The following is a 22,723-nucleotide window of genomic DNA, read 5'->3' as shown; positions in this document are numbered from 1 at the left end:
AAAACGTCCGGTTCTCACGCACTTCATCGAGCCGGTCCTCCAAGACTCTAGGGGCAATATCCATGAAGCACCTCAAACGCAGCGCCATCGTGCTCGCTGTTTCCGCCGCCGCCAGCCAGTTCGCCAGCGCCGAACCCTTCGTCACCGATCAGGCCGATGCCAAGGGCTTCGTCGAGGACGCCAAGTTCGACGTCCTGCTGCGCAACTACTACTACGACCACGACGGCAAGAACGGCAAAGCCGACAACCGCGACTGGACCCAGGGCTTCCTGGCGAACTTCTCCTCGGGCTACACCCAGGGCACCGTCGGTTTCGGCGTGGACGCCTTCGGCTACCTGGGCATCAAGCTCGATGCCGGCCGTGGCCGCGCGGGCACCGGCAACCTGCCGGTCGGCAACGACGGCAAGCCGGATGACGACTACGGCAAGGCCGGTGGCGCGCTGAAAGTGCGCATCTCCAAGACCGAGCTGAAATTCGGCGACATGCAGCCGACCGCTCCGGTGTTCGCCGCCGGCGGCACCCGCCTGATCCCGCAGACTGCGTCGGGCTTCAACCTGTTCAGCAGCGAAATCGAAGGCCTGGACCTGGAAGCCGGTCACTTCACCTCCGGCACCAGCCCGGTCACCACCGCCCGCGACGGCGGCCTGTGGGCGGCCTATGCCGGCGTGGAAACCAGCGACGTCGACTTCCTCGGCGGCAAGTACGCGATCAACGACAACCTGAGCGTTTCGCTGTACGGCTCCGAGTTCAAGGACATCTGGCGCCAGTACTATGGCAACGTGAACTGGGTGCTGCCGGTCGCCGATGACCAGTCGCTGGCCTTCGACTTCAACATCTACCGCACCAACGACGAAGGCCAGGCCAAGGCCGGCGAGATCAGCAACACCACCTGGTCGCTGGCAGCCGCCTACTCCTTCCTGCAGGCGCACACCGTCACCCTGGCCTACCAGAAGGTCCACGGCGACACCCCGTTCGACTACGTCGGCTTCGGCGACGACGGCGACGGTGCCACCGGTGACTCGGTGTTCCTCGCCAACTCCGTGCAGTACTCCGACTTCAACGGTCCGGGCGAGCGCTCCTGGCAGGTGCGCTACGACCTGGCGATGGACACCTACGGCGTACCGGGCCTGAGCTTCATGGCCCGCTACATCAACGGTACCGGCATCGACGGCAGCCACGCCGACGCCGATGGCAGCTACGCTGGCATGTACGGCGAGGACGGCAGCCACCACGAGACCGACCTGGAAGCCAAGTACGTGGTCCAGGAAGGCCCGGCGAAGGACCTGTCCTTCCGCGTGCGTCAGGCCTTCCACCGCGCCAACGCCGACCAGGGTGAAGCCGACAACAACGAACTGCGCCTGATCGTCGAATACCCGCTGTCGATCCTGTAATTCAGCACGAACATTCACTGAATTATTGAGCGGGGCAACTTTCGGATTCGTCTGAAAGTTTGCCCCGTGTCCAGGCGAGATTATTACGCCCGTGCAGAAAGTCTCTTCCCGGAATAACGGTTTATCCCGCCGCTGCAACTTTCTAGAATTACCCCATCTTCCCGCTTCCGCACTTTCCCTGCGGAAGACAACTCCTGACGTTGATATTGTGATTGCTCCTTCGACGTCCTTCGAGCCGCTCCATTGGAGCGGCTTTTTTTATGTCCCGAATGCTGTCTTGAACAAAAAGTGAGCGAACCTGCCAGCGAAACGGTCCAACTCTGCGACGACGCGTTGTATCCCTACGCGAACCACGGAGGCACCTCACCATGAGCGCAATGACCCTCGAAGGCTGGTGCAAGACCACCGCCGAGCAGAAGCCCACGCCGCTGGAAGACATCCGCTTCTACCTGACCGATGAGGACCGCCTGCACCTGGAGCAGGCCGAGGTGTACCTGCAGGAGAACGGCCAGAAGGAAATGATGGTGGACGCCGACCTGCGCACCCTCGACCTGCACATGCCCGAAGCGGTCGGCCCGCTGGCGGACTGCATGTTCCGCGTGTACCTGGGCGGCGCCGAGCACCGCGGGCAGTTCCACCTGGTCGGCCACAGCGCCCGCGACGGCAGCCTGATCTACACCAACGCCGTGCTGATCGACCAGCTCATCAACTGACGCCCTCCTCGCCCGTCGCAGACGCGGCGGGCGAGGTGCGCTCGTCGCCCATGTCGCAGGTGGAGATTGTGGCCGCTGAGCGGCCGTGATTTCATAAAGCCACCTGCGTCCGCCTGCCGCATGTCCGGCGCGGAGCACAATCCAGAACTACGCCCATCCTCCGTTGAAGAAGCTGCTATCGGATGCGAACTTCCAGTAAAGCTGGGGTACAGGAGTACGGGCGATACGACGGCCTGCTGCGTCTCGCCCGCCATGCGGGTGGCGATTGCGCCGTCCTGCTCATCGACATGCGCGGCCAATTGCTCGGCCAGCTCGGCATCGACGGTGCCGGCGCCCTCTCTCTGGCTACCCTGCTGTCCCTCAATGCCGCCACCAGCCCGCTGAGCCACCAGGGCCAGCTCCTGAACCTGCTGGCCAGCCAGACGCTGCGCGACCAGGAAGGCTTCCCCCAGGCGCGCCTGCTGCTGCTGGGCAACGGCGACCAGTCGCTCAGCCAGCAACAGCAGACGCTGCTGGACGATGTACTGGAGCTGGGCGAGGCCCTGCTCGACCGCGCCCGCATGCCACAGAAGGAAAGCGAGCGGCGCATGGCCCTGGCGGTGGACGGCAGCGGAACCGGCATCTGGGATCGCCACGTGCCCACCGGCGAGATCCACTATTCCAGCGCCTGGAAGTCCCTGCTGGGCTACGCCGAGGACGAGATCGGCAGCCGCATCGAGGACGCCTACACGCGCCTGCACCCGGACGACCTCGAGTACGTGCAGAACACCATGCGCGATCACTTCGAGGGTCGCACCGAGGCCTACGAAGTGGAGCATCGCCTGCGCCACAAGGACGGCCACTACCTCTGGGTCTGCAGCCGCGGCAAGGTGGTCGAGCGCGATGCCGCCGGCAACGCGCTGCGCATGCTCGGCACCACCACCGACATCACCGCCCTGCGCGGCATGGCCGAGCAACTGCGCGAAAGCGTGGAGCTGCTCACCGACCTGACCAATGAAATACCCGGCATGGTCTTCCAGTTCCGCCGCCTGCCCGATGGCACCGGCACCTTCCCCTATGTCAGTGCCGGGGTGATGGACATCTATGGCATTGCGGCCGAGCAGATGCAGCACAACTCCGTGTTCCTGCGCGACCTGATCCACCCCGAGGACCTGCCGGCCTGCCTTGCCTCGCTGGAGGCCTCCGCCGCCCTCCTGCAACCGTGGCGGCACGAATACCGCGTGCAGATCGCCGGGCGCGGTACGCTCTGGCGCCAGGGCAACGCGCACCCCAAGCGCGTGGCCGACGGCACCCTGATCTGGCACGGCTTCATCACCGACATCACCGAACGCAAACGCATCGAAGCCGAGCTGCAGGTGCTGGCCACCACCGACTTCCTCACGCAACTGCCCAACCGTGGCCACTTCATGCGCCTGATCGAGGCGGAGCTAGGCCGCGTGCAGCGCTCGACGACGCACCACGCAGCGATCCTGATGTGCGATATCGACCACTTCAAGGCGATCAACGACCGCTGGGGCCACGCCGTCGGCGATGAGGCCCTGCGCCACTTCGCCAGCATCCTCGGGCGTGACATTCGTCGCGTCGACTTCGCCGGGCGCATGGGTGGCGAGGAGTTCGCCGTGGTGCTGGGGGATGCCGACGTTGCCGCCGCCCAGGTCTTCGCCCAACGCCTGCAGCAGCAATTGCTGGAGCAGCCGCTGATGCAGGGCGGGCAGCGCATCCCGCTGAGCATCAGCATCGGCATCGCTGCGCTGGAAGCCAGCGACGCGTCTGCCGAGGCCGGGCTTTCCCGCAGCGACAGCGCGCTCTACCGGGCCAAGCAGAACGGCCGTAACCGTATCGAGTGCCACTGAGGGCAAACCCGCGAGGCAGAGCGTGCCGCCTGCGCGGGCGTTGCCGATCCTGAACGGCTGCCGTGAAAAAGCGTGCAGAATTTTTCACCATTATGACCAGGCGTTTTAAATAATGGACTTTTCAGCACGTCGAGATATTACAATAAATCCTTTAAAAACAATTAGATAGAATAATTGTAAGACAGGATTTCGGCCATTATTTTTGACGGCCCGCGTCGAATTCGTTTGACATATTTAACGGCTCTGGCAGGCTGGTAGGCAGGTTTCGACCGGGAAACTTCGCCTTCTGTGCGCTCCCGGCAGTGCTCGGGGCCTCAGGTAGCGCGCCTTTCCGCTGCGCGCCTGCACAAAAACGATGGGCTGCAGCCCGTCCAAAGGTGACATATGTCCAACAGCAACATTGGCAACAAGAAACAGACTCTCCGTAAACCCGTCGTCCTGATGTCCATGGGCAGCCAAGAGCGCAAAGGCCACGACTATCAGGTAATGACCCACAAATACATCGTGCCCCTGGTCGAACAGTCCGATTGCGTGCCGGTACTGGTACCGACCTGCTGCGGCATCGAAGACCTCGAGCAATACCTGGACATGGCCGACGGCGTGTACCTGACCGGCGCCGGCAGCAACATCGATCCGACCCTGTATGGCCAGGAGAATGAAACTCCCGGCAAGGGCCAGGACAAGGACCGCGACAACTTCGACATCCCGCTGATCAAGGCCGCCATCGCGCGTGGCCTGCCGATCTTCGGCATCTGCCGCGGCATGCAGGAAATCAACGTGGCCCTGGGCGGCGATATCTACCAGAAGGTCTATGCCGAACCCGGCTTCAACGACCATCGCGAGAATCCCGAAGACCCGGTCGACGTGCAGTACAGCCCGGCCCACGGCGTTCGCCCGATCCAGGGCAGCTGGCTGCAGCAGCTGCTGGGTGACGAGATCCGCGTCAACTCGCTGCATGGCCAGGGCCTGAAGAACCTGGGCAAGGGCATCGAAGCCATCGCCCACGCCGAAGACGGCCTGGTCGAGGCCATCCACGCCCCGACGCTTTCCTCCTTCCTCTTCGCGGTGCAGTGGCACCCTGAATGGCAGGCGGCGAAGAACCCCGACTCGGTGAAGATCTTCCAGGCGTTCGGCGATGCTTGCCGCGCGCAGGTGAAGAAGAAGCAGGCTCGCGCACTCGCTGCCTGATTCGTTTCCCGTGTCATGAAAAAGCCCGGCATCCGCCGGGCTTTTTTATTCCATCTGTCCGCCGACTGGCGCTACCACAGACCGCGCGGCGCGTCGGTGGGCCATGCGCAACGCCGGACGCTCCAGCAGATGCCATGACAGCGCCGCCAGGACCAGCACCAACAGCGCTGTCAGCGCCATGCCCGGATAGAAGCCAAGACCGCTACGGTTGATGACGACCTGTTGCACCGGGAAGGCGTAGAGGTAGATGCCGTAGGAAACATCAAAACGCCCGGCAATCAGCCGATCGGTGAACAGCAGGCCAACTCCCAGGGTAATCAGGCACATCGCCAGGCTGCCCACTGGCAGCGACCAGGCCGAGCCAAGTGTGCCGCCCAGGAGAGCGATGCCGACCACGATCATCGACACCAGCACTTCCGGTCGGGCCAGCCAGGCCTGGCGAAAGGCGAAGAAGGAGCCGAGGAAGAATGCACTGGCCACCGACAGGTAGGTTGTCAGCTTGGCCGCCCATACACCCTCGCCGAAACGCCCCAGATAGCCGCTCAAACCCGCCAGCAGCAAAGCCGCGCCCAGCGGCAGCAGCGGGCCACGCGTCAGACTGAGCAGGGCCGCTACCGCCAGGTAGCAGGCGAACTCGATTTTCAGCGTCCACAGACTCCCATTGAAGGAGTCGGGGAAGATGAAACCAACGGTCACATCCGGCAGATTCGCCTGCCCCATGGCGGAGATGCGGAGGAAATCGAGTAACGCGCTGCCATCCAACAGCCGCGACATACCGCGCTCCGACAATAGCGGCGCGGCAACGTAGACCATCAACAGGGAGCAGCCGATCAGTGCCGGAAACAACCGCGCCACGCGCTTGAGCAGGTAGTTGGAGAAGCTGGCGGACCGGCAGAAGCTCAGGGTGATCAGATAGCCGGAGATCGAGAAGAATGCGAGCACCGCCAACGCACCCAGATTGTGCGAGCCGCCCAGTCCGGGAGAATCCAGACCGGACAATGCGTAATGGTGGCTGACCAGGACCGATAGCGCAGCGAGATGGCGGATGAGATCGAATGCATTGCGGTGCAGGCTGGGCATATCGGCAGTCCGTTGCAGAAACGGCCTGCATTATTCCACAACCTGCCGCGTCTGAGCCGATCGCGACAGCGGAGCCCCGACCATTCAGACCGCGAATGAAACCACGGTCTCACCGGCGGCTGTTTATCCTGCTGACATGCCGGGCCGGCAGACTGGCCCGGCATGTCAGCAGCGCCCGACATGGGCTTTGGACGAGGTCCCCATGAACAACGATATCTTCTCCCTCGCAGGCAGGACCGTCCTGGTCACCGGCGCCTCCAGCGGCATCGGCGCACACCTGGCGCGCGTCGCCGCCCGTGCGGGCGCCCGCGTGGTGCTGGCGGCACGTCGCACCGAGCGCCTGGCGCAACTGGCCGAAGCCATTCGTGCCGACGGCGGCGAAGCCCTTGCCGTGGCGCTGGATGTGACCGACCGCGCCAGCGTCGAGGCCGCCTTCGACAGCGCCGAGGCGCAGTTCGGGGTGGTGGATGTGGTGCTCAACAACGCCGGCATCGGCAACGGCCAGCGCGCGCTGGAGGTCAGCGAGGAAGACTGGCGCAGCATGCTCTCCACCAACCTCGACGGCGTCTGGCGCGTCGCCCAGTGCGCGGCGCAGCGTCTGGCCAAGGCCGGGCGTGGCGGCAGCATCGTCAACATCGCCTCGATCCTCGGCCTGCGCGTGGGCGGCGGCTACAGCCATTACTGCGCGGCCAAGGCCGGCGTGGTGCAGCTGAGCAAGTCCCTGGCGCTGGAACTGGCGCGCTTCAACGTGCGGGTCAACGCCATCGCACCGGGCTACTTCAGGACTGAAATGAACGACGCCTACTTCGACAGCGACAAGGGCCAGGCCTACATCCGCGACACGGTACCGATGCGCCGCCTCGGCCAGCTCCGGGAACTGGAAGGCCCCTTCCTGCTGCTGGCCAGCGACGCCGGCGCCTTCATGACCGGCGCGGTTCTCGCCGTGGATGGCGGGCACCTGGTGAGCAGCCTCTAGAGCGCCCCGGCCAGGCCTCCGCCCAGCGCGCCCAGCAGCACCAGCGCCCAGGGCGGAACCCGGCCACTGAGCAGCACCAGGAAGGCCAGCGCGACCAGGGAAATGTCGAGCAGGCCGACGATGGTCTCGCTGCCGATGGGATGGATGAGCGCCGCCAGCAACAGGCCGACCACGGCGGCGTTCACCCCGGCCAGTGCCGCGCGCAGAGGCCGCTGGCGACGCAGGCTCTGCCAGAACGGCAAGGCGCCGAGCACCAGCAGGAAGGACGGCAGGAAGATCGCCAGCAGGCACAGCAGCGCGCCGGTCGCGCCGCCCGGCTCGGTGATGGCCGCGCCGAGGAAGGCGGCGAAGGTGAACAGCGGCCCCGGCAAGGCCTGCGCCGCGCCATAGCCGGCGAGGAAGGTCGGTGCATCCACCCAGCCGGGGTCAACCACCGCACTCTGCAATAGCGGCAGCACCACATGCCCGCCGCCGAATACAAGGCTGCCGACCCGGTAGAAGGCGTCGAACTGCGTCAGCCATGGCCAATGCCACGCGGCCGCCGCCAACGGCAGAAGCGCCAGCAGCACGAAGAACAGCAGCAGGTAGAAGCCGCCCCGACGACGCGACGCGCAATGGCCCGGGCCCACCGAATCGTCCACCGTGGACGGCCGCAGCCAGGCCATGCCAATCAGCGCAGCCGCGAGGATCACCAGCAATTGCACGACAACGCCGGGCCAGCGCAGCGCCACGGCGGTCACCAGGATCATCAGCCCCTGGCGCTGCCAGTCCGGACACAGCGACCTGGCCATGCCCCAGACGGCATGGGCCACCACGGCGACGGAGACCAGCATCAGCCCGTGCAGCGCACCGGCCGGCAACCACTGGCCATGCCGCGACAGCCCCAGGGCGACCAGCAGCATCAGCAAGGCCGACGGCAAGGTGAAGCCTGTCCAGGCCACCAAGGCGCCCCACTGCCCCGCGCGCAAGGCGCCCAGGGCCATGCCCAGCTGGCTGCTGGCGGGGCCGGGAAGGAACTGGCAGAGGGCGATGAGATCGGCGTAGTGCGGCTCGTCCAGCCAGCGCCGCCGGCTCACGAACTCCTCGCGGAAATAGCCCAGGTGCGCCACCGGCCCGCCAAAGGAAGTCAGGCCCAGGCGCAGGAAGATCAGGAAGACGCTCCAGAGGGAATCGCGCGGCGTCGGTTCGGTCATGGGCACGGGTCGGCAGGGGTCAGTCGCACAGTCTGGCAGTTGGATGCTGCAATGCAACTCAGCGGTCGAGTTCGCGAATCCGCTGCTCCAGGAAGCGCCGCTCCGGCTCCAGCTTCGCCAGTTCCAGGGCGCGTTCGTAGGCCCCGCGCGCCTGCTCGCGGAGCTCCAGGCGGCGACAGAAATCGGCGCGCGCGGCATGGGCCAGGTGGTAATCCTGCAGGTCGCCACGGGCCAGGATGGCATCGACCTGCGCCAGCCCCGCTTGCGGGCCATCGCGCATGGACAGGGCCACGGCACGGTTGAGTTCAATCACCGGCGAGGGCTGCATCGCCAGCAGGAGGTCGTAGAGGCCGACGATTTCCGCCCAGTCGGTGCTGGCCATGTCGGCCGCGGCGGCATGCACGGCGGAGATCGCCGCCTGCAGGGTGTAGGGGCCGATACGCCGGGTAGCGAGCGCAGCGCTGATCAGTTGCTGGCCCTCCCCGATCAAGGCACGGTCCCAGCGCGCGCGGTCCTGGTTTTCCAGCAGCACCAGTTCGCCGTCCTCGGCGGTGCGCGCCTCGCGCCGCGACTCGTGCAGCAGCATCAGCGCCAGCAGGCCCATCACTTCCGCTTCCGGGAGCAATTCGAGGAGCTGCCGGCCCAGGCGGATGGCTTCGGCGGACAGGTCGGTGCGGGTCAGCGAATCGCCGGCCGAGGCCGAGTAGCCCTCGTTGAACACCAGGTAGATGACCCGCAGCACACTGGCCAGACGCTCCGGCAGTTCGGCGGCTTCCGGCACCTGGTAGGGAATCTGTGCGTCGCGGATCTTCGCCTTGGCGCGGACGATACGCTGGGCGATGGTCGAGGGCGTGGCGAGGTAGGCGCGGGCGATTTCCTCGGTCTTCAGGTCGCAGACCTCGCGCAGGGTCAGCGGCACCTGCGAGTCCGCCGGCAGGGCCGGGTGGCAGCAGGTGAAGATCAGCCGCAGGCGGTCGTCCTCGACGCTTTCGTCGGCCAGTTCTTCCACCGATTGCGCGTCGATCTCCAGTTGCTCGGCGATCTGCGTCAGGGACGCGTCGAAACGCGAACGCCGACGCAGGCCGTCGATGGCCTTGAAGCGCCCGGCAGAGACCAGCCACGCGCGCGGGTTGGCCGGCACGCCGTCGCGCCGCCACTGGTCCACGGCGGCGACGAAGGCTTCATGCAGCGCCTCCTCGGCGAGGTCGAAATCCCCCAGCAGACGGATCAGCGTGGCCAGCACCCGGCGCGATTCACGGCGATAGACCTCGTCCACCACGTCGCGCAGGGGCTGGGGAGCGTACTCGTGCATGGGCCGAAGGTCCTTGGCGTGTAGAAGTCTGCCTATCCTGCACGCATTCCCTTCAAGGTGGGAGCTGGTCGGACGGATGCGACGAGGGGATCGTTGCGGGGTGTTTCGCTGGAGCGAACGTACACGCGAACTCGTTGCACGGTAGCCCCTGCAGGAGCGGGCCACGCCCGCGATCGCGCGCATGGCGCGCTCCTACAGGTCAACCAGATTAAGGTTTGGCGTCGAACAACAGCTGCCCCGTCGCCGGATCGAAGGGAATGGAGAAGTGCTCGTGGGCGATCTTCCACTGCCCTGCCTCGCGGCGCAGGCCGACGCTGACCCGCGCCCAGGAGGCGTTGTGCTGGCCCTTGTCGTCGGTGCCGCCGCAGTAGGCGAGGTAGTGCCCGAAGGCCGTATCGCCGCTGCTTTCGAAGCTCAGCTCATGGATCTCGAAAGTGGGCTCCTTGCACATCTGCGTACAGTCGCGCCAATGGCTGGCGTAGGCCTCGACGCCCTTGAACTGCAGTTGCTTCACCGCATCGAAGGCGAGGATGTCGCGGGTGTAGTGGCTGGTAATGCCTTCCACGTCGGAGGCGCGCACGGCTTTCAGCCAGCTTTCCAGCAGCGCGTGCAGTTCGCTGTGGGTGGCGTTCTTCTGGGCAGCAGTCATCGGGAATCTCTCCGTGTAGTAGTCGGGTCGGTTCAGGACCCGCAGCAGCTGTGCGGCGGCGCGGCCTGGTCGTAGTCGTCGTGGAAGCGCGTCCAGTTCATGCCCTTGCCCTGGTAGTCGGGCATGCCGTCCCAGCCTTCGCCGCGCCCCAGCGGGGTGAGGTCGAGCAGGTGGTAGGTGAACAGCGGCGCCTCCAGCCCGCGGCCGTAGGTCGAGTAGCTGTGGAAGACCTGGTCGCCGTCGCGCAGGAACACGCTCATGCCTGGCTGCTCGCCGCGCACGTGGTAGTCCTGGCCGAGGCGCTCCAACTCCGTCTTGTCACGATAGTTGTATTCCACCGGGGCGACGGACTCATCGACGCTGACGTGGAAGTCGTAGTTGAAGTCGCTGCCGAACGACGAGTACCAGGGGAACTGCCAGCCCATGCGAGCGCGGAATGGCGCGATTTCCTCCAGCGGCGCGCGGGACACCATGGCGAAGGTGGTACCACGCGCATGCAGGTGCTCCAGCCGGCCAAGGTTGTCGATCAGGTAGGAGCAGCCCTCGCAGCCCAGCCCCGTGTCGCGATGGAACATGAAGTGGTAGACGATCAGCTGCGGCCGGCCTTCGAACAGGTCGAGCAGGCGCAGCGGGCCGTGCGCGCCTTCGAAGCGGTAGTCCTTGTCGATGCGCACCACCGGCAGCTCGCGACGCTGGGCGTTGAGCGCGTCGCGGGCTTTGGTGGCAGCCTTTTCCTGCTCCAGCAGGCGGATGCGTGCCTGTCGCCAGGCGGCCTGGGACACCACGCGGGGCATCTCCGGAAATGAAGAAGCTTTATCGGCCAGTTTCATGTCGCACGCTCCTGGGGGCGTTCCCGTTGCTCATTGGGCCGGGCGCGGCGCTTGCCGCGCAGGCGGGTGACGGCGAAGGCACTGACGCCGCCGGCGGAAAGGACGCTGGTCACCGCCAGCGTCAGGGTCGATACGCACAGAGGGCACATGGCTCACCTCCTTCAGGTTGCGGGCTGCATCAGCCCTTCTCGGCAAGCGCCTTGAGGCTGGCCAGGCCCGCCTCGAAGTCCTTGCCAACCATGCTGTCCACGTCGAAGAACAGGTGCATGATCTTCGCCACGAAAGGCACCGGACCGAACATCGCCCAGGTCACCTCGGTGCCGCCGTCGCGCGGCACCAGGGTGAACTCGGCGGTGTTGCTGGCCTTGAACGGTTTGAAGAAGTCCAGCGCGATGGTCACGCGGCTGCCGGGGTCGCTTTCGAGGATTTCCATGCGCCCAGCCCCGGCCTTGCCGTTGCCTTCCCAGGCGTACACCGCGCCGCGGCCCTTGTCGGCACCAGAGAAGCTGCGCTGCATGGCCGGATCGAGCTTCTCGAAGGGCGACCATTGCGCCCACAGGTGGAAGTCCTCGATATAGCCCTGGACCTTCTCCGGCGGTGCCTGGATGCGCGCGCTGCGCTCCACGCGGAAGGTGCCCGGACGATTCGCCGCCAGCACCAGAACCACCACCACGGCCACTACCACCACCAACCCGATCCACTTCAGCATCACATCCTCCTGACGTTGCTCGCTCTTGAAATAAAGAGCCCTTGAAACAAAGAACTCTCGAAGAGCCGGGCCTCAGCGCCCGGCGAAATAACGATCCCAGTCACGCACAGGGCGGACCTCCACGGCACCCAGCCGACCGCTGGGAATCCGCTGGGCAATCTGCAGCGCTTCGTTGAGGTCGCGGGCGTCGATCAGCACGAAGCCGCCCAGGTACTCGCGGGTCTCGGCGAAGGGCCCGTCGGTGACCGCCAGCCCCGTCGCGCCATGCCGCAGCGTAGTCGCCGTCTCCACCGTTTCCAGCGCCTCGGAGGCGAGTACCCGCCCGGCCCGGCGCTGGTATTCGTCGTTGGCGAAGCACTCGTCCATCAGCCGCCGGTACTCGGGCTCGGACAGGCTCGACAGGCGCCGGTCATCCACATAGATCAGACAGAGGTACTTCATGGTCGTCTCCCCGCTCGGTGCGCTTGCAGTTACTTCCTAGTCGAAGCGCGCGGGCGGGAATCGACAGGCGAGCAAAAGTTTTTTCTCCCGCGGCACGGCAGCGGTCCCCGGCAGCCCCGGCACAGGGCTCTGCCACGGCCCCGGCACCGTTGGTCAGGCGCCGCAGAAAACCTGCAGCGGTGCTTTCAGATTCGTCTCAGAGCTTTCCGAAAGCTCTGACGGGAAGATTGGCCTGGGAAAAAACCCTGACCATGGAGCTCAAGAGAATGAAACTTCGCGCAACCGCCCTGGCTGTCGCAGCCACCTTCGCTGTGCCGGGCTTTGCTTTCGCCGCCAACACCATCAACTTCAGCGGTGAAGTAACCGACCAGACCTGCTCGGCGGTGGTCGACGGCAACACCGACCCGACCGTCATCCTCGACAGCGTGCCGGTCAGCGCCCTGAGCGGCACCGTCGGCCAGACCACCGGCGAGACCAGCTTCACCCTGCAGCTGACCGGTTGTGCCGCCCCCAGCGGTGCCGCCGAGCACTTCACCACCCTGTTCCAGGCCACCAACGCCACCGCCTCGGGCAACCTGACCAACACCGCCGCCAGCGGCGCCACCGGCGTGGCCCTGCAGCTGCTCGACGGCCCGGCCGGCGCTCCGGTGAACCTGGCAGGTGGCGCGGCCGTGGCCGCCGGTGACATCGTCCTGGCCGACGGTGAGACCAGCGCCAGCTACGACTACGCGGTGCAGTACATCTCCGAAGACGCCGTCGTGACCCCCGGCCCGGTACTCGGCTCGGTGACCTACACCCTGCGCTACGAGTGATACCCCGCGGCACCGCCCCCCGGTGCCGCCTTCCCGCATTGCGCCGCGTCGTTCAGGGGTGAACCCGCCCCGAACGTCCCGGCAACACAGGTGAACCGGATGAACGCCCTCCCACCGCGCCCGCTTCGCGCGGCGACGCTTGCGCTCGCCCTGCTGGCATCCTTCACCGCCTCGCTCGCCCAGGCCAGCGTGGTGATCACCGGCACCCGCGTCATCTATCCCGGCGACGCCCGGGAGAAGACCGTGCAGCTGACCAACAAGGACGGCTTCCCCAACGTCATCCAGGCCTGGATCGACATCGACGACCCTGCCTCCACGCCGGACACCGCCAAGGCCCCTTTCGTGGTGAACCCTTCGGTGTCGCGCATGGCGCCCGGCAGCGGCCAGACCCTGCGCATTCTCTACACCGGCTCCGGCCTGCCCCAGGACCGCGAATCGCTGTTCCACCTCAACGTGCTGCAGATACCGCCACGCAACGCCGCCAAGGCCGAGCAGAACCAGATGCTGCTGATGCTGCGCAACCGCCTGAAGCTGTTCTACCGCCCGGCAGCCATCGCCGGCAGCCCGGAGCAGTTGCCCGAGAAGCTGCGCTTCTCCCTGGTGCAGAACGGCAGCAGCTGGAGCGTGAAGGTGGAAAACCCCACCGGCTTCCACGCCTCCTTCGGCGGCGCGACGCTCAGCGTCGGCGAACGCCAGTGGACACTGCAGCCGGGCATGGTCGCGCCCATGGGCCAGGCCCAGTGGCAGGCGCAGAAGCCTTCGGCACTGCCCGCCGGCACGCCGCGACTGTCCGCGCTGCTGATCAACGACTACGGCGCAAGAGTGGAACTTCGCCATGATCTGCCGCGTTGATCTCCACCGTGGACCGCTGCTGCCCTTCGCCCTCGGAACCCTCGCCATGGTGGTCGCGGGACTGGCCCAGGGCGATGCGGACTACCGCTTCGACGACAGCCTGCTGATGGGGTCGGGGCTGGCCGGCGGCAGCCTGGAGCGCTTCAACCGCGCCGACCAGGTGGACCCCGGCACCTACCACGTCGACCTCTATCTCAACGGTCAGTACGCCACCCGCGCCGAAGTGGAAATGCGCCAGCGCGGCGAGCGCGCCGAGCCCTGCTTCAGCGAACGCTTCCTGCGTCAGAGCCTGGGTGCGCGCCCCGACCCGAAGGCCGGCAAGGACGACCAGGGCATCTGCCACTGGCTCACCGAGCGCCTGCCGGACTCGACCTGGAACCTCGACACCGCACGCCTGCGCCTGGACCTCTCGGTGCCCCAGGCGTTGCTCGACATCAAGCCGCGCGGCTATGTCAGCCCGGATGAATGGGACGCCGGCAGCACCATGGGCTTCGTCAACTACGACGCCAACCTCTACCGTTCCACCTTCGAGGACTCCGGCAGCGGCGGCGATTCGGACTACGGCTACCTGGGCCTGAACGGCGGCGTGAACCTCGGCCTGTGGCGCCTGCGTCACCAGTCCAACTACACCTATTCCAGCTACGCGGGGAACACCCGCAGCGACTGGAACAGCATCCGCACCTACGCCCAGCGCGCGGTGCCGGGCCTGCGCAGCGAACTGACCCTGGGCGACAGCTACACCGAGGGCAACCTGTTCGGCAGCATGGGCTACCGAGGCCTGCGCCTGGCCACCGACGACCGCATGCTGCCCGACTCGCAGCGCCAGTACGCGCCCCAGGTGCGCGGCACGGCCAACACCAACGCGCGGGTAGTGATCAGCCAGAACGGCCGGAAGATCCACGAGACCACCGTGGCGCCCGGCCCCTTCGTTATCGACGACCTCTACGGCACCGCCTACGACGGCGACCTGGATGTGCAGGTGATCGAGGCCGACGGCAGCGTGTCGCGCTTCTCCGTGCCCTTCTCCGCCGTGCCCGAGTCCATGCGCCCTGGCCTGTCGCGCTACAGCGCCACGGTCGGCCAGGCGCGCCAATACGGCGACGGCAACGACCTGTTCGGCGACCTGACCTACCAGCGCGGCCTGACCAACGCCCTCACCGCCAACCTCGGCACCCGCGTCGCCGAGGACTACCTGGCCGTGCTCGGCGGCGGCGTTCTGGCCACGCCCTATGGCGCCTTCGGCATGAACACCACCTTCTCCAGCGCCACCGTGGAGAACAACCAGCGCAAGCAGGGCTGGCGCGTCGGGCTGAACTACAGCCGGACCTTCCAGCCGACCCAGACCACCCTGACCCTCGCCGGTTACCGTTACTCCACCGAGGGCTACCGCGACCTCGGCGATGCGCTTTCCGCCCGCGATGCCGGCGAACACGGCGACAGCTGGGATTCGAGCAGCTACAAGCAGCGCAACCAGTTCACCCTGCTGGTCAACCAGGGCCTGGGGCAGTACGGCAACCTCTACCTGTCCGGCTCCACCGCCGACTACTACGACGGCAAGAGCCGCGACACCCAGCTGCAGCTCGGCTACTCCAATGTCTGGCGCCAGCTCAGCTACAACCTGTCCTACTCGCGCCAGCAGACCACCTGGTACCGCGACGTGAATGACGACTACGACCCGTCTCAGCCGCCGCAGTACAACCTGCAGCACGGCAGCAACCGCAACAACACCCTGACCCTGAGCCTGTCCATGCCGCTGGGCTCCACCAGCCGCGCACCGAACCTCAGCGCCATGGCGTCGCGGCGCTCCGGCGACAGCAGCGGCAGCACCTACCAGACCGGCCTCAACGGTACCCTGGGCGAGGCGCGCACCCTGAGCTACGCCCTGTCCGCCGGGCGCGACAGCGAAGGCCAGGGCACCGACTTCAACGGCAGCGTGCAGCAGCAGACCTCGGTCGCCACCTTCAACGCCGGCTACGCCGAAAGCTCCAGCTACCGCCAGGTCAACGGCGGCATGCGCGGCGCGGCGGTGCTGCACAGCGGCGGCCTGACCCTCGGGCCCTATGTCGGCGACACCTTCGCCCTGGTGGAAGCCAAGGGCGCCAGCGGCGCCGGCGTGCGCGGCGGCCAGGGCGCGCGGGTGGACAGCAACGGCTATGCCGTGGTGCCCTCGCTCTCGCCGTACCGCTACAACCCCATCAGCCTCGACCCGCAAGGGATCGACGAGAACGCCGAACTGGTGGAAACCGAACGCAAGATTGCGCCGTACGCCGGTGCCGCCGTGCGCGTCGAATTCAAGACCCTCACCGGCCACCCCCTGCTGATCCAGGCCAGGCTGCCCGATGGCCAGCCGCTGCCGCTGGGTGCCGACGTGCTCGACGGCAATGGCGTCAACATCGGCATGGTCGGCCAGGGCGGCCAGGTCTATGCCCGCGCGGAAGGCGAGAACGGCCGACTGCGCGTGCAGTGGGGCGAACGCCCGGAAGACGGCTGCCTGCTGCCGTATGACCTCAAGGGCGCCGACGTCGACCAGGTACTGGTCCGCCTGCAGGCAACCTGCCTACCGGAGGCTTCATGAACCCTATCCTGCGCAGCCTGCCGCTGCTCGCCCTGCTGCTCGCGCCAGGCGCCTGGGCCACCTGCTACAAGGTCACCAGCGTCGGCAGCGCCACCACCACCGCCACCTACCAGATCCGTCCCGGCGAGGGCGTGGCCGGCGCCTGGCCGGGTGACGGGGCCTGCGATACCTGCAACGGCTCCCTCGGCCTTCCCAGCGTGATCAACGTCAGCGACGCCAGTTTCCAGCCCGACGGCAGCCTGATCGCCAGCTCCGTGTCACCCATCACCCAATATGGGAACTCCGCCGGCTACGACGCCGAGCGCGTGTTCTTCCGCTGCGCATCGGGGGACGCGGTGTACGAGATGTTCTCCACCAACGCCGACAACCTCTACAGCGGCTGGTACCAGGGCGGCGACAGCGCCGGCAATTCCATCGGCCTGCAGTCGGCCTACCGAACTGCCTGGCCCAACGTCCTGCTACGCCTGACCCATGTGGAAAGCGGCCAGTATTTCACCGACGTCTGGCGCGAGCGTCTGCTGACCGGGCTGGACATCGATTCGCGGGGCTTCCAGCTGGTCAAGGCGAAGAATCTCAGCGCCGTACGTGCCGAGCTGTTTCGCGGGCCGCTCGAGACCAGCCTCGGCTTCCCCTATTCAGCCACCATCGCCTCGCAGGCCTACCTCTACACCCAGCCCGCCGGCTACATCGCCATCAAGGGCCCGGGCCTGGCCTACCCCAACGTCGGCCAGACCCACTATGGCAACTACAACGGCTGGCACTACAACTGGCCCGGCGCCATTGGCCTGTACAACACCATGACGCTCAAGCGCTACCCCACCTGCGCCGTCACCAACGTCACGCCGCACGTGGTGTTCCCGTCGATCTCCATCGGCGAAATCAACGCTGGCTCGAGCCGCGAGATGCCTTTCCAGGTCGACTTCAAATGCCAGTCGGGCGTGATCAACAGCACCGCCGTCAACGGCACGGCACTGGGCATCAAGGTCTCCGCGGGAGCACTGGCAGCCTCCACCGGGCTCGGTCTGGTCAACTCCAACGGTGGGCTTTCCTACCTGGTCTCCGATCGCTACGGCCAACCGGGCGTAGCCCAGGGCGTGGGCATCCGCCTGCTGCGCAACGGCAGCGAGATGAACCTGCTGGCCAACGAGAACTCCGCCAAGGGCAGCAATGCGGCAGCCGTCGGCTGGTACCCGGTGATCGGCGGCGCGTCGAACAACACCGGTACAGTGAGTGGTATCACCCAGTACACCGAGACCTTCCGCGCCCGCCTGGAAAAACTCGGCGTCGGCAGCATGCCCACCGTCACTCCCGGTCGCGTGGAAGCCACCGCCCAGGTGGTGATCCGTGTGCAGTAAACGGCTGCTCATCGCGCTGTTCGGCCTCGCGCTTCTGGGGGCCATGGAGGCTCACGCCGGCGTCACCGCCGAACGCACGCGGGTGATCTTCGACGCCGACCAGCGCGAGGCTTCGCTGGCGCTGGTGAACCAGAACAGTTACCCGGTCATCGTGCAGACCTGGATCGACGACGGCGATCTCGACGCCGCGCCGCAGACCGCGCAGGCGCCGATCATGCCCCTGCCCCCGGTATTCCGCCTCAACCCCGGCCAGCAGCGCAGCCTGCGCCTGCTCTACACCGGCGAGGCGTTGCCGCAGGACCGCGAGTCACTGTACTGGCTCAACCTCTACGAAATTCCGCCGCAATCCAGCGAGCCGCTGGCCGAGGGACAGTCGCGCCTGACCGTCACGCTGCGCACGCAGATGAAGGTCATCTATCGACCGCGCGCCCTGGCGAAAGACGCCGAGGAAGCTCCGCGCAAACTGGTCTTCCGAAGGGCCGGCAATGCGGTGCAGGTGGAGAACCCCACCGCCTACGTCATCACCCTGGCCGGCGCCGAAGTGCGTCAGGGCAGCGCCGGTTCGCCGCTACCGGCCGACCTGTTGCCACCATTCTCGCAGCGCACGCTGGCGCCAACCCAGCCACTGCCGGCAAGCGCTGGCGAGGTTCGCTACCTGTGGATCGACGATGGCGGGAACAGTCAGCAGGGCACTGCGCCACTGCGCTGAGGTCCGAAGCGACGGAGCCCGCTCCTTCAGGGGAAATCCAAAGCCGGGCCTCTGTGCAGGAGTACGGCATTGGGCCTACTGGAACAAATTGGCCATCACGCAGAACGTCAGCAGCGCCTGGTCGGTATCGACGTCCAGCTTGCGCATGGCGGAGATCTTCTGCGCGCTCACCGTCTTCACACTGCGGTTGAGCAGCAGCGCGATGTCACGCACGCTCATCCCCGAGACGAAGTGGCGCAGCACCTCATACTCCTTTACCGACAGGCTGGCGATACGCCCCTCCACATCGTCGCCGCTGGACAGCACGCTGCTCGAGGACTGCATGCCCGGCCCACGGTAGATGCGGTCCTGGGACAACGCCTTGAGCGCCACCAGGATCTCGTTGAGGTCGCCGTTCTTCAGGATCACCCCCGACACGCCCAGGTCGTACAGGCTGGAGAGGATCAGCGGGTTGGACAGCATGGTGAGGATCAGGATGCGCGTGTCGGGGAAGTTGCGCAGCAGGAACTCGATCAGCTTGATGCCATCGCCATAGGTCTGGTCGCCCGGCATGTTGTAGTCGGTGATGACGATGGCCGGCCGCTGCTCGCGGTACAGGGCCACCAGCTCGCTGGAATTGTGCGCCTCGCCGATCACCTCGAAGCGATCGTCCCGTTCGATCACCTCGCGAACCCCCATCAGGACGATGGGATGGTCGTCCGCTAGTGCCACTCTGACTTTTTCCATGAGTTTTCTTGAGTCCCAACGTTTGCGATCGTCGGCCGGCCACAGAGGCACGACCACACTTCCAGAGTAGCCCCGGTTATCGAACAGGCTCTCAGAGGCTGGCCAGGGCCGCCTCGATTCGTCCCAGCAGCGCGTTCACCGCCGCGGACAGTTCCGGCCCGGCGGGCTGCGCGATCAGCGCCTCCTCCACCGCGCCGCAGGCATCACTCAGGCCATGGGCCTGGACCACCGCCAACGCGCCACGCAGGCGATGGACCTGCTGGCGGACGGTCGCCAGGTCGCCCGCCTGCAGGGCTTGGGTCACGCCCTGCATGTCCTGGCGCATGGTGCGCAGGAACAGCTCGCGCATCTTCTCCGAGACCTGGATGCGGTCCTGTGCCGGCTCCTGTCCCTGCGCCGGGCTTTCCGGCGGTTCTGCCGGCGCATGCCCGCAGACCTTGAGCAAGCCGTCGTGCAGCGTGCGCAGGCTCATCGGCTTGACCAGCCAGGCGTTCATCCCCACCGCCATGCAACGCTCGCCCTCCTCGCGCAGGGCATTGGCAGTGACGCCGATGATGGGCAGCCAGCTGTCCTGGCGACGCAGTTCGCCGACCAGTTCGTAGCCATTCATCACCGGCATGTTCACATCGGTCAGCAGTGCATCGAAGGCGCCGGGCGCCCAACGCTGCAAGGCCTCGCGACCGTTGCTGGTGAGGGTGACGCGGCAACCCAGCTCCTCGAGCTGCTCCTTGAGCAGCGCCTGGTTGATCGGGTTGTCCTCGGCCACCAGGACCCGCAGGCCGAGCTTGCCCAGTCGGGCGACACGGGGAATCTGGCGGGGCTCGCCCCCTCCGCCCCGCTGCGCCAGGCGCAAGGCCTGGGCAATTCCGGACAGATGGTAGAGGCTGACCTCCCAGCCCAGGACTGAAGCTTGTGGCTGCACGCTGGCCTCGGTCAAAGCATTTACCCGCGCGCCGCTCCACAGCGGCTCGTCGCCGGCCTCGAGCAGGTCCAGCAGCACCGCACCAGGCGGAACGTCCAGCGGCAGCTCCTCCTGGACCAGCGCCGAGCCGCCCCAGCAGTCGACCCAGGCAGCCAGGTTCTGTGCCAGCTCCTTCACTGGCGCCCGCACGTAGACCGGTTGCGGTAGCAACGGCGCGTCGTCACCCAATGGCCGGGCGCGCTCCAGCACCGGCAGCACCAGGGTGAAGGTGAAACTGCTGCCCAGCCCGGTTTCGCTGACCACCCGCAGCTGTCCCCCCATCAGGTCGCTCAGTCGCGCGCAGATCGACAGGCCCAGACCGGTACCGCTGACCGTGTGCTCGTGGCCGTGAGCCTGGTAGAAGGGTTCGAACAGCCGCTGTTGCTGCGCGTCGGACATGCCGATGCCGGTATCGGTCACCTGCCACTGCAGGGCCGTCTCGCCCTTTTCGCCGACCACGATGCGCAGTCGCAGCACCACGCGGCCGATGTCGGTGAACTTCAGCGCATTGCTCAGCAGGTTGGCGAGAATCTGCCGGATGCGCGCAGCATCGCCGCGCACCAGGCTCGGAACATTCGTGTCGAGGCAGGCATACAGCTGCAGCTCCTTGCCCTCGGCCACGCCGGCATAGCTGGCGACCACGCCCTCCGCCAGCTCCAGCGGGTTGAACTCCACAGCCTCGAGCGCCATCTGCCCGGCCTCGATCTTGGACACATCGAGGATGTCGCTGATCAGTTGCAGCAGGGTCGAGGACGAGCGCTGGATGGTGGCGAGGTAGTCGCGTTGCTGGTGGCTCAGCTCGGTCAGCCCGAGCAGCTCCAGGGTGCCCAGCACCCCATAGAGCGGCGTGCGGATTTCATGGCTCATGGTGGCGAGGAACACCGATTTGGCCTCGCTGGCAGCATCCGCCGTGAGCTTGGCGTCGGCCAGCATCTGCTGCGCCTGCTTGTGCGCGCTGATGTCGTTGAAGGCGCAGAGCACCACTTTTTCGCCACGGTAGCGGGTCGGTGCAAAGCTGGCATGCAGGGCGCGTCCTTCCACCTCGAAGACCAGTTCGCCGTTGCCCTCGCCCACCCTTGCGCTGAGGTCCCAGTCGCGGCTGATGCGGGTGATGGCCTCGCCATCGCCCAGCCATTGCTCGGCCAGGCGATTCTGCATCACCACCTGATGGCCGCCATGGCGCAGCACGCACAGAGCCACCGGCGCGGTCTGGATCACCGCGCGACTGAAAGCATCGCTCTCGACCAGATCGAGGTGCGCCTGGCGTGCCGGCCCGATCACCCGCCGCGAATACCAGGAAATGGCCAGCCAGCCGCCAGCCAGGCTACCGAGGATCAGGGCCAGCCCGCCGAAGAACTCCCACTTGGCATAGCGGAAGAAACTGCCATAGCCCAGGTGATAGAGCCCGGTCCAGCCGCCGTCGAACTCACTGCGAATCTTGAACACCAGGCCGTCAGTCCCGATGTTGAGCCCATCCGCGTAGTCCCTTTCAGAACCGGGGACATCGATCAGCACGTTGCCGTGGGGGGTGATCAGCTCCAGCTCGTCGAACACCGGGCGATCGAGGATCTGCTCCATGTCATTGATCCGCCCCAGATCCAGCAGCGAAACCGCCACCACCCTGCGATCCAGGTCCGAATCCCACCAGAGGTCGTCAGGCAGGTCGAGGCTGACATAGGCCAGCAGTTCGCGACTGCCGCCCGTGTAGTTCTGCGCTTTTGCCCAGTGCACCCGCGTGTCGCTGCGCTGGGGGGAGCGTGCTTCCAGCGCCTGGCGCACCTGCTCGATCACCGGCAGGTAGGAGCGCCGGGTCACCGGACGATGATCACGGAAGTTGCCGATGGCGGGCACCGCCAGGCTGGTCGGCCCATTGAGATCGAGCACCAGGACCTGCGGCGACGGGAAGGACGAAGTGCTCCAGTAACTGCTGTAGAAATTCGCCAGCATGACGCCGAAGGAGAAGGTTCCGGCCCTCGCACGCGGGCCTACGCCCCGTACCTGTTGCGCCAGGGTGAACGGCATGGCGAAGGAAAACTCCCGCCCTTCGTGGATCTCCATGCCGTTCTCGCTGACCAGCATTCGCCGTTGCAGCGGGATCACATCCAGGTCCTGACGCTGGGTGGAGGCGTCGCTCTGCTGGGCAACGCGGTTGAGGAAAGCCTCGTGCTCGTGGAGGTCTCCCACCAGCCGGCTGAAATGGAAATGCACCTTGTCCCGCTCTTCCTGCACCAGTCGGCCAAGCGCCCAGTAACAGGCGCCAACCAGTATCAGCGCAAGGGAGACGGCACACAGCAGGACGATGTTCAGGCGCAGCGAAGTGCTCGCCAGTTTACGAATCGAGCCGTTGTCATGTTCCTGCATGCGAAGCATCCGGTGTCGCGGAAAGTGGCGGCGGAGG

The 22,723-nt window shown here is 66.4% G+C and carries 20 protein-coding genes; 10 read left to right on the top strand and 10 right to left on the bottom strand.

The genetic code is table 11. The features are described 5' to 3' along the window. Positions 1-62: 62 nt before the first annotated feature. From IB255_RS07060 to IB255_RS07045, 4 genes are all read left to right on the top strand, one after another. Positions 63-1,391: an OprD family porin gene (locus tag IB255_RS07060; protein WP_138212384.1), complete on the top strand. Its 1,329-nt coding sequence runs from the start codon at positions 63-65 to the stop codon at positions 1,389-1,391. A gap of 368 nt (positions 1,392-1,759) precedes the next feature. Further along, positions 1,760-2,104, top strand: coding sequence for a hypothetical protein (locus IB255_RS07055; RefSeq protein WP_081517568.1), 345 nt, complete (start codon positions 1,760-1,762; stop codon positions 2,102-2,104). Positions 2,105-2,286: 182 nt separating this feature from the next. Continuing rightward, positions 2,287-3,957, top strand: coding sequence for a sensor domain-containing diguanylate cyclase (locus IB255_RS07050; RefSeq protein ID WP_081517567.1), 1,671 nt, complete (start codon positions 2,287-2,289; stop codon positions 3,955-3,957). A gap of 384 nt (positions 3,958-4,341) precedes the next feature. Then, positions 4,342-5,145, top strand: a complete 804-nt coding sequence (locus IB255_RS07045) for a gamma-glutamyl-gamma-aminobutyrate hydrolase family protein (RefSeq protein ID WP_151189532.1) — start codon at positions 4,342-4,344, stop codon at positions 5,143-5,145. Between the two features lie 45 nt (positions 5,146-5,190). Here the strand turns inward: IB255_RS07045 and IB255_RS07040 are convergent, their stop codons facing one another. Then, a complete protein-coding gene (locus IB255_RS07040; protein ID WP_225594724.1) occupies positions 5,191-6,225 on the bottom strand; it encodes an acyltransferase family protein in 1,035 nt (344 codons plus the stop codon). Positions 6,226-6,427: 202 nt separating this feature from the next. On the opposite strand from IB255_RS07040, the gene IB255_RS07035 reads away from it, so the two are divergent. Then, positions 6,428-7,201 (top strand): SDR family NAD(P)-dependent oxidoreductase, encoded by a 774-nt coding sequence (locus tag IB255_RS07035; protein WP_192209921.1) that lies wholly within the window; start codon positions 6,428-6,430, stop codon positions 7,199-7,201. Here IB255_RS07035 and chrA read toward each other — a convergent pair. The 7 genes from chrA to IB255_RS07000 all read right to left on the bottom strand — a co-directional run bounded on the left by chrA (position 7,198) and on the right by IB255_RS07000 (position 12,335). Further along, complete coding sequence (chrA, locus tag IB255_RS07030) at positions 7,198-8,394, bottom strand: chromate efflux transporter (protein WP_081517564.1); 1,197 nt, start codon at positions 8,392-8,394, stop codon at positions 7,198-7,200. The two genes, IB255_RS07035 and chrA, sit on opposite strands and share 4 nt — an antisense overlap. A 58-nt stretch (positions 8,395-8,452) precedes the next feature. Next, the gene (locus IB255_RS07025; RefSeq protein WP_192209920.1) at positions 8,453-9,706 is read right to left on the bottom strand and encodes an RNA polymerase sigma factor; all 1,254 of its coding nucleotides are present in this window, start codon (positions 9,704-9,706) and stop codon (positions 8,453-8,455) included. A 208-nt stretch (positions 9,707-9,914) separates the two neighbouring features. Continuing rightward, the gene (locus tag IB255_RS07020) at positions 9,915-10,355 is read right to left on the bottom strand and encodes a YybH family protein (protein WP_081517562.1); all 441 of its coding nucleotides are present in this window, start codon (positions 10,353-10,355) and stop codon (positions 9,915-9,917) included. Positions 10,356-10,387: 32 nt separating this feature from the next. Beyond that, positions 10,388-11,149, bottom strand: a complete 762-nt coding sequence (locus tag IB255_RS07015; RefSeq protein WP_412548116.1) for a DUF899 domain-containing protein — start codon at positions 11,147-11,149, stop codon at positions 10,388-10,390. Positions 11,150-11,181: 32 nt separating this feature from the next. After that, a complete protein-coding gene (locus IB255_RS07010; protein WP_167523265.1) occupies positions 11,182-11,334 on the bottom strand; it encodes a hypothetical protein in 153 nt (50 codons plus the stop codon). A gap of 29 nt (positions 11,335-11,363) precedes the next feature. Then, a complete protein-coding gene (locus IB255_RS07005; RefSeq protein WP_081517560.1) occupies positions 11,364-11,894 on the bottom strand; it encodes an SRPBCC family protein in 531 nt (176 codons plus the stop codon). A gap of 72 nt (positions 11,895-11,966) precedes the next feature. Continuing rightward, on the bottom strand, positions 11,967-12,335 hold the full coding sequence (locus IB255_RS07000; protein ID WP_081517559.1) for a YciI family protein: 369 nt from the start codon (positions 12,333-12,335) through the stop codon (positions 11,967-11,969). A gap of 266 nt (positions 12,336-12,601) precedes the next feature. On the opposite strand from IB255_RS07000, the gene IB255_RS06995 reads away from it, so the two are divergent. The 5 genes from IB255_RS06995 (at position 12,602) to IB255_RS06975 (ending at position 18,638) form a co-directional block, all read left to right on the top strand. After that, positions 12,602-13,147 (top strand): fimbrial protein, encoded by a 546-nt coding sequence (locus tag IB255_RS06995; RefSeq protein ID WP_081517558.1) that lies wholly within the window; start codon positions 12,602-12,604, stop codon positions 13,145-13,147. Positions 13,148-13,246: 99 nt separating this feature from the next. After that, the gene (locus IB255_RS06990) at positions 13,247-13,999 is read left to right on the top strand and encodes a molecular chaperone (protein WP_081517557.1); all 753 of its coding nucleotides are present in this window, start codon (positions 13,247-13,249) and stop codon (positions 13,997-13,999) included. After that, positions 13,983-16,574, top strand: a complete 2,592-nt coding sequence (locus IB255_RS06985; RefSeq protein ID WP_081517556.1) for a fimbria/pilus outer membrane usher protein — start codon at positions 13,983-13,985, stop codon at positions 16,572-16,574. Before IB255_RS06990 ends, IB255_RS06985 begins: the two co-directional genes overlap by 17 nt. Beyond that, on the top strand, positions 16,571-17,929 hold the full coding sequence (locus tag IB255_RS06980) for a fimbrial protein (protein ID WP_081517555.1): 1,359 nt from the start codon (positions 16,571-16,573) through the stop codon (positions 17,927-17,929). Before IB255_RS06985 ends, IB255_RS06980 begins: the two co-directional genes overlap by 4 nt. Then, a complete protein-coding gene (locus IB255_RS06975) occupies positions 17,919-18,638 on the top strand; it encodes a molecular chaperone (protein ID WP_081517554.1) in 720 nt (239 codons plus the stop codon). The genes IB255_RS06980 and IB255_RS06975 overlap by 11 nt, the downstream gene beginning before the upstream one ends. Positions 18,639-18,713: 75 nt before the next feature. Here the strand turns inward: IB255_RS06975 and IB255_RS06970 are convergent, their stop codons facing one another. Continuing rightward, the gene (locus IB255_RS06970) at positions 18,714-19,364 is read right to left on the bottom strand and encodes a response regulator (RefSeq protein ID WP_081517553.1); all 651 of its coding nucleotides are present in this window, start codon (positions 19,362-19,364) and stop codon (positions 18,714-18,716) included. A 91-nt stretch (positions 19,365-19,455) separates the two neighbouring features. Then, positions 19,456-22,686 (bottom strand): hybrid sensor histidine kinase/response regulator, encoded by a 3,231-nt coding sequence (locus IB255_RS06965; protein ID WP_081517552.1) that lies wholly within the window; start codon positions 22,684-22,686, stop codon positions 19,456-19,458. Positions 22,687-22,723: the final 37 nt, after the last annotated feature.

The sequence above is a fragment of the Pseudomonas sp. PDM22 genome (genome assembly GCF_014851965.1).
GTDB lineage: Bacteria > Pseudomonadota > Gammaproteobacteria > Pseudomonadales > Pseudomonadaceae > Pseudomonas.
Note: the sequence above shows the minus strand (reverse complement) of the source record. Positions and strands in the feature narration are given on the sequence as shown.

Bases quoted from the DNA above. Each gene is read 5' to 3' on its own strand.
- IB255_RS07035 (WP_192209921.1), top strand. From the start codon at position 6,428: ATGAACAACGATATCTTCTCCCTCGCAGGCAGGACCGTCCTGGTCACC.
- IB255_RS06970 (WP_081517553.1), bottom strand. From the start codon at position 19,364: ATGGAAAAAGTCAGAGTGGCACTAGCGGACGACCATCCCATCGTCCTG.
- IB255_RS07050 (WP_081517567.1), top strand. From the start codon at position 2,287: ATGCGAACTTCCAGTAAAGCTGGGGTACAGGAGTACGGGCGATACGAC.
- IB255_RS06995 (WP_081517558.1), top strand. From the start codon at position 12,602: ATGAAACTTCGCGCAACCGCCCTGGCTGTCGCAGCCACCTTCGCTGTG.
- IB255_RS07000 (WP_081517559.1), bottom strand. From the start codon at position 12,335: ATGAAGTACCTCTGTCTGATCTATGTGGATGACCGGCGCCTGTCGAGC.
- IB255_RS07025 (WP_192209920.1), bottom strand. From the start codon at position 9,706: ATGCACGAGTACGCTCCCCAGCCCCTGCGCGACGTGGTGGACGAGGTC.
- IB255_RS07060 (WP_138212384.1), top strand. From the start codon at position 63: ATGAAGCACCTCAAACGCAGCGCCATCGTGCTCGCTGTTTCCGCCGCC.
- IB255_RS07055 (WP_081517568.1), top strand. From the start codon at position 1,760: ATGAGCGCAATGACCCTCGAAGGCTGGTGCAAGACCACCGCCGAGCAG.
- IB255_RS06965 (WP_081517552.1), bottom strand. From the start codon at position 22,686: ATGCAGGAACATGACAACGGCTCGATTCGTAAACTGGCGAGCACTTCG.
- IB255_RS07040 (WP_225594724.1), bottom strand. From the start codon at position 6,225: ATGCCCAGCCTGCACCGCAATGCATTCGATCTCATCCGCCATCTCGCT.
- chrA (WP_081517564.1), bottom strand. From the start codon at position 8,394: ATGACCGAACCGACGCCGCGCGATTCCCTCTGGAGCGTCTTCCTGATC.
- IB255_RS07010 (WP_167523265.1), bottom strand. From the start codon at position 11,334: ATGTGCCCTCTGTGCGTATCGACCCTGACGCTGGCGGTGACCAGCGTC.
- IB255_RS06990 (WP_081517557.1), top strand. From the start codon at position 13,247: ATGAACGCCCTCCCACCGCGCCCGCTTCGCGCGGCGACGCTTGCGCTC.
- IB255_RS06980 (WP_081517555.1), top strand. From the start codon at position 16,571: ATGAACCCTATCCTGCGCAGCCTGCCGCTGCTCGCCCTGCTGCTCGCG.
- IB255_RS07005 (WP_081517560.1), bottom strand. From the start codon at position 11,894: ATGCTGAAGTGGATCGGGTTGGTGGTGGTAGTGGCCGTGGTGGTGGTT.
- IB255_RS07020 (WP_081517562.1), bottom strand. From the start codon at position 10,355: ATGACTGCTGCCCAGAAGAACGCCACCCACAGCGAACTGCACGCGCTG.
- IB255_RS07045 (WP_151189532.1), top strand. From the start codon at position 4,342: ATGTCCAACAGCAACATTGGCAACAAGAAACAGACTCTCCGTAAACCC.
- IB255_RS07015 (WP_412548116.1), bottom strand. From the start codon at position 11,149: ATGCCCCGCGTGGTGTCCCAGGCCGCCTGGCGACAGGCACGCATCCGC.
- IB255_RS06985 (WP_081517556.1), top strand. From the start codon at position 13,983: ATGATCTGCCGCGTTGATCTCCACCGTGGACCGCTGCTGCCCTTCGCC.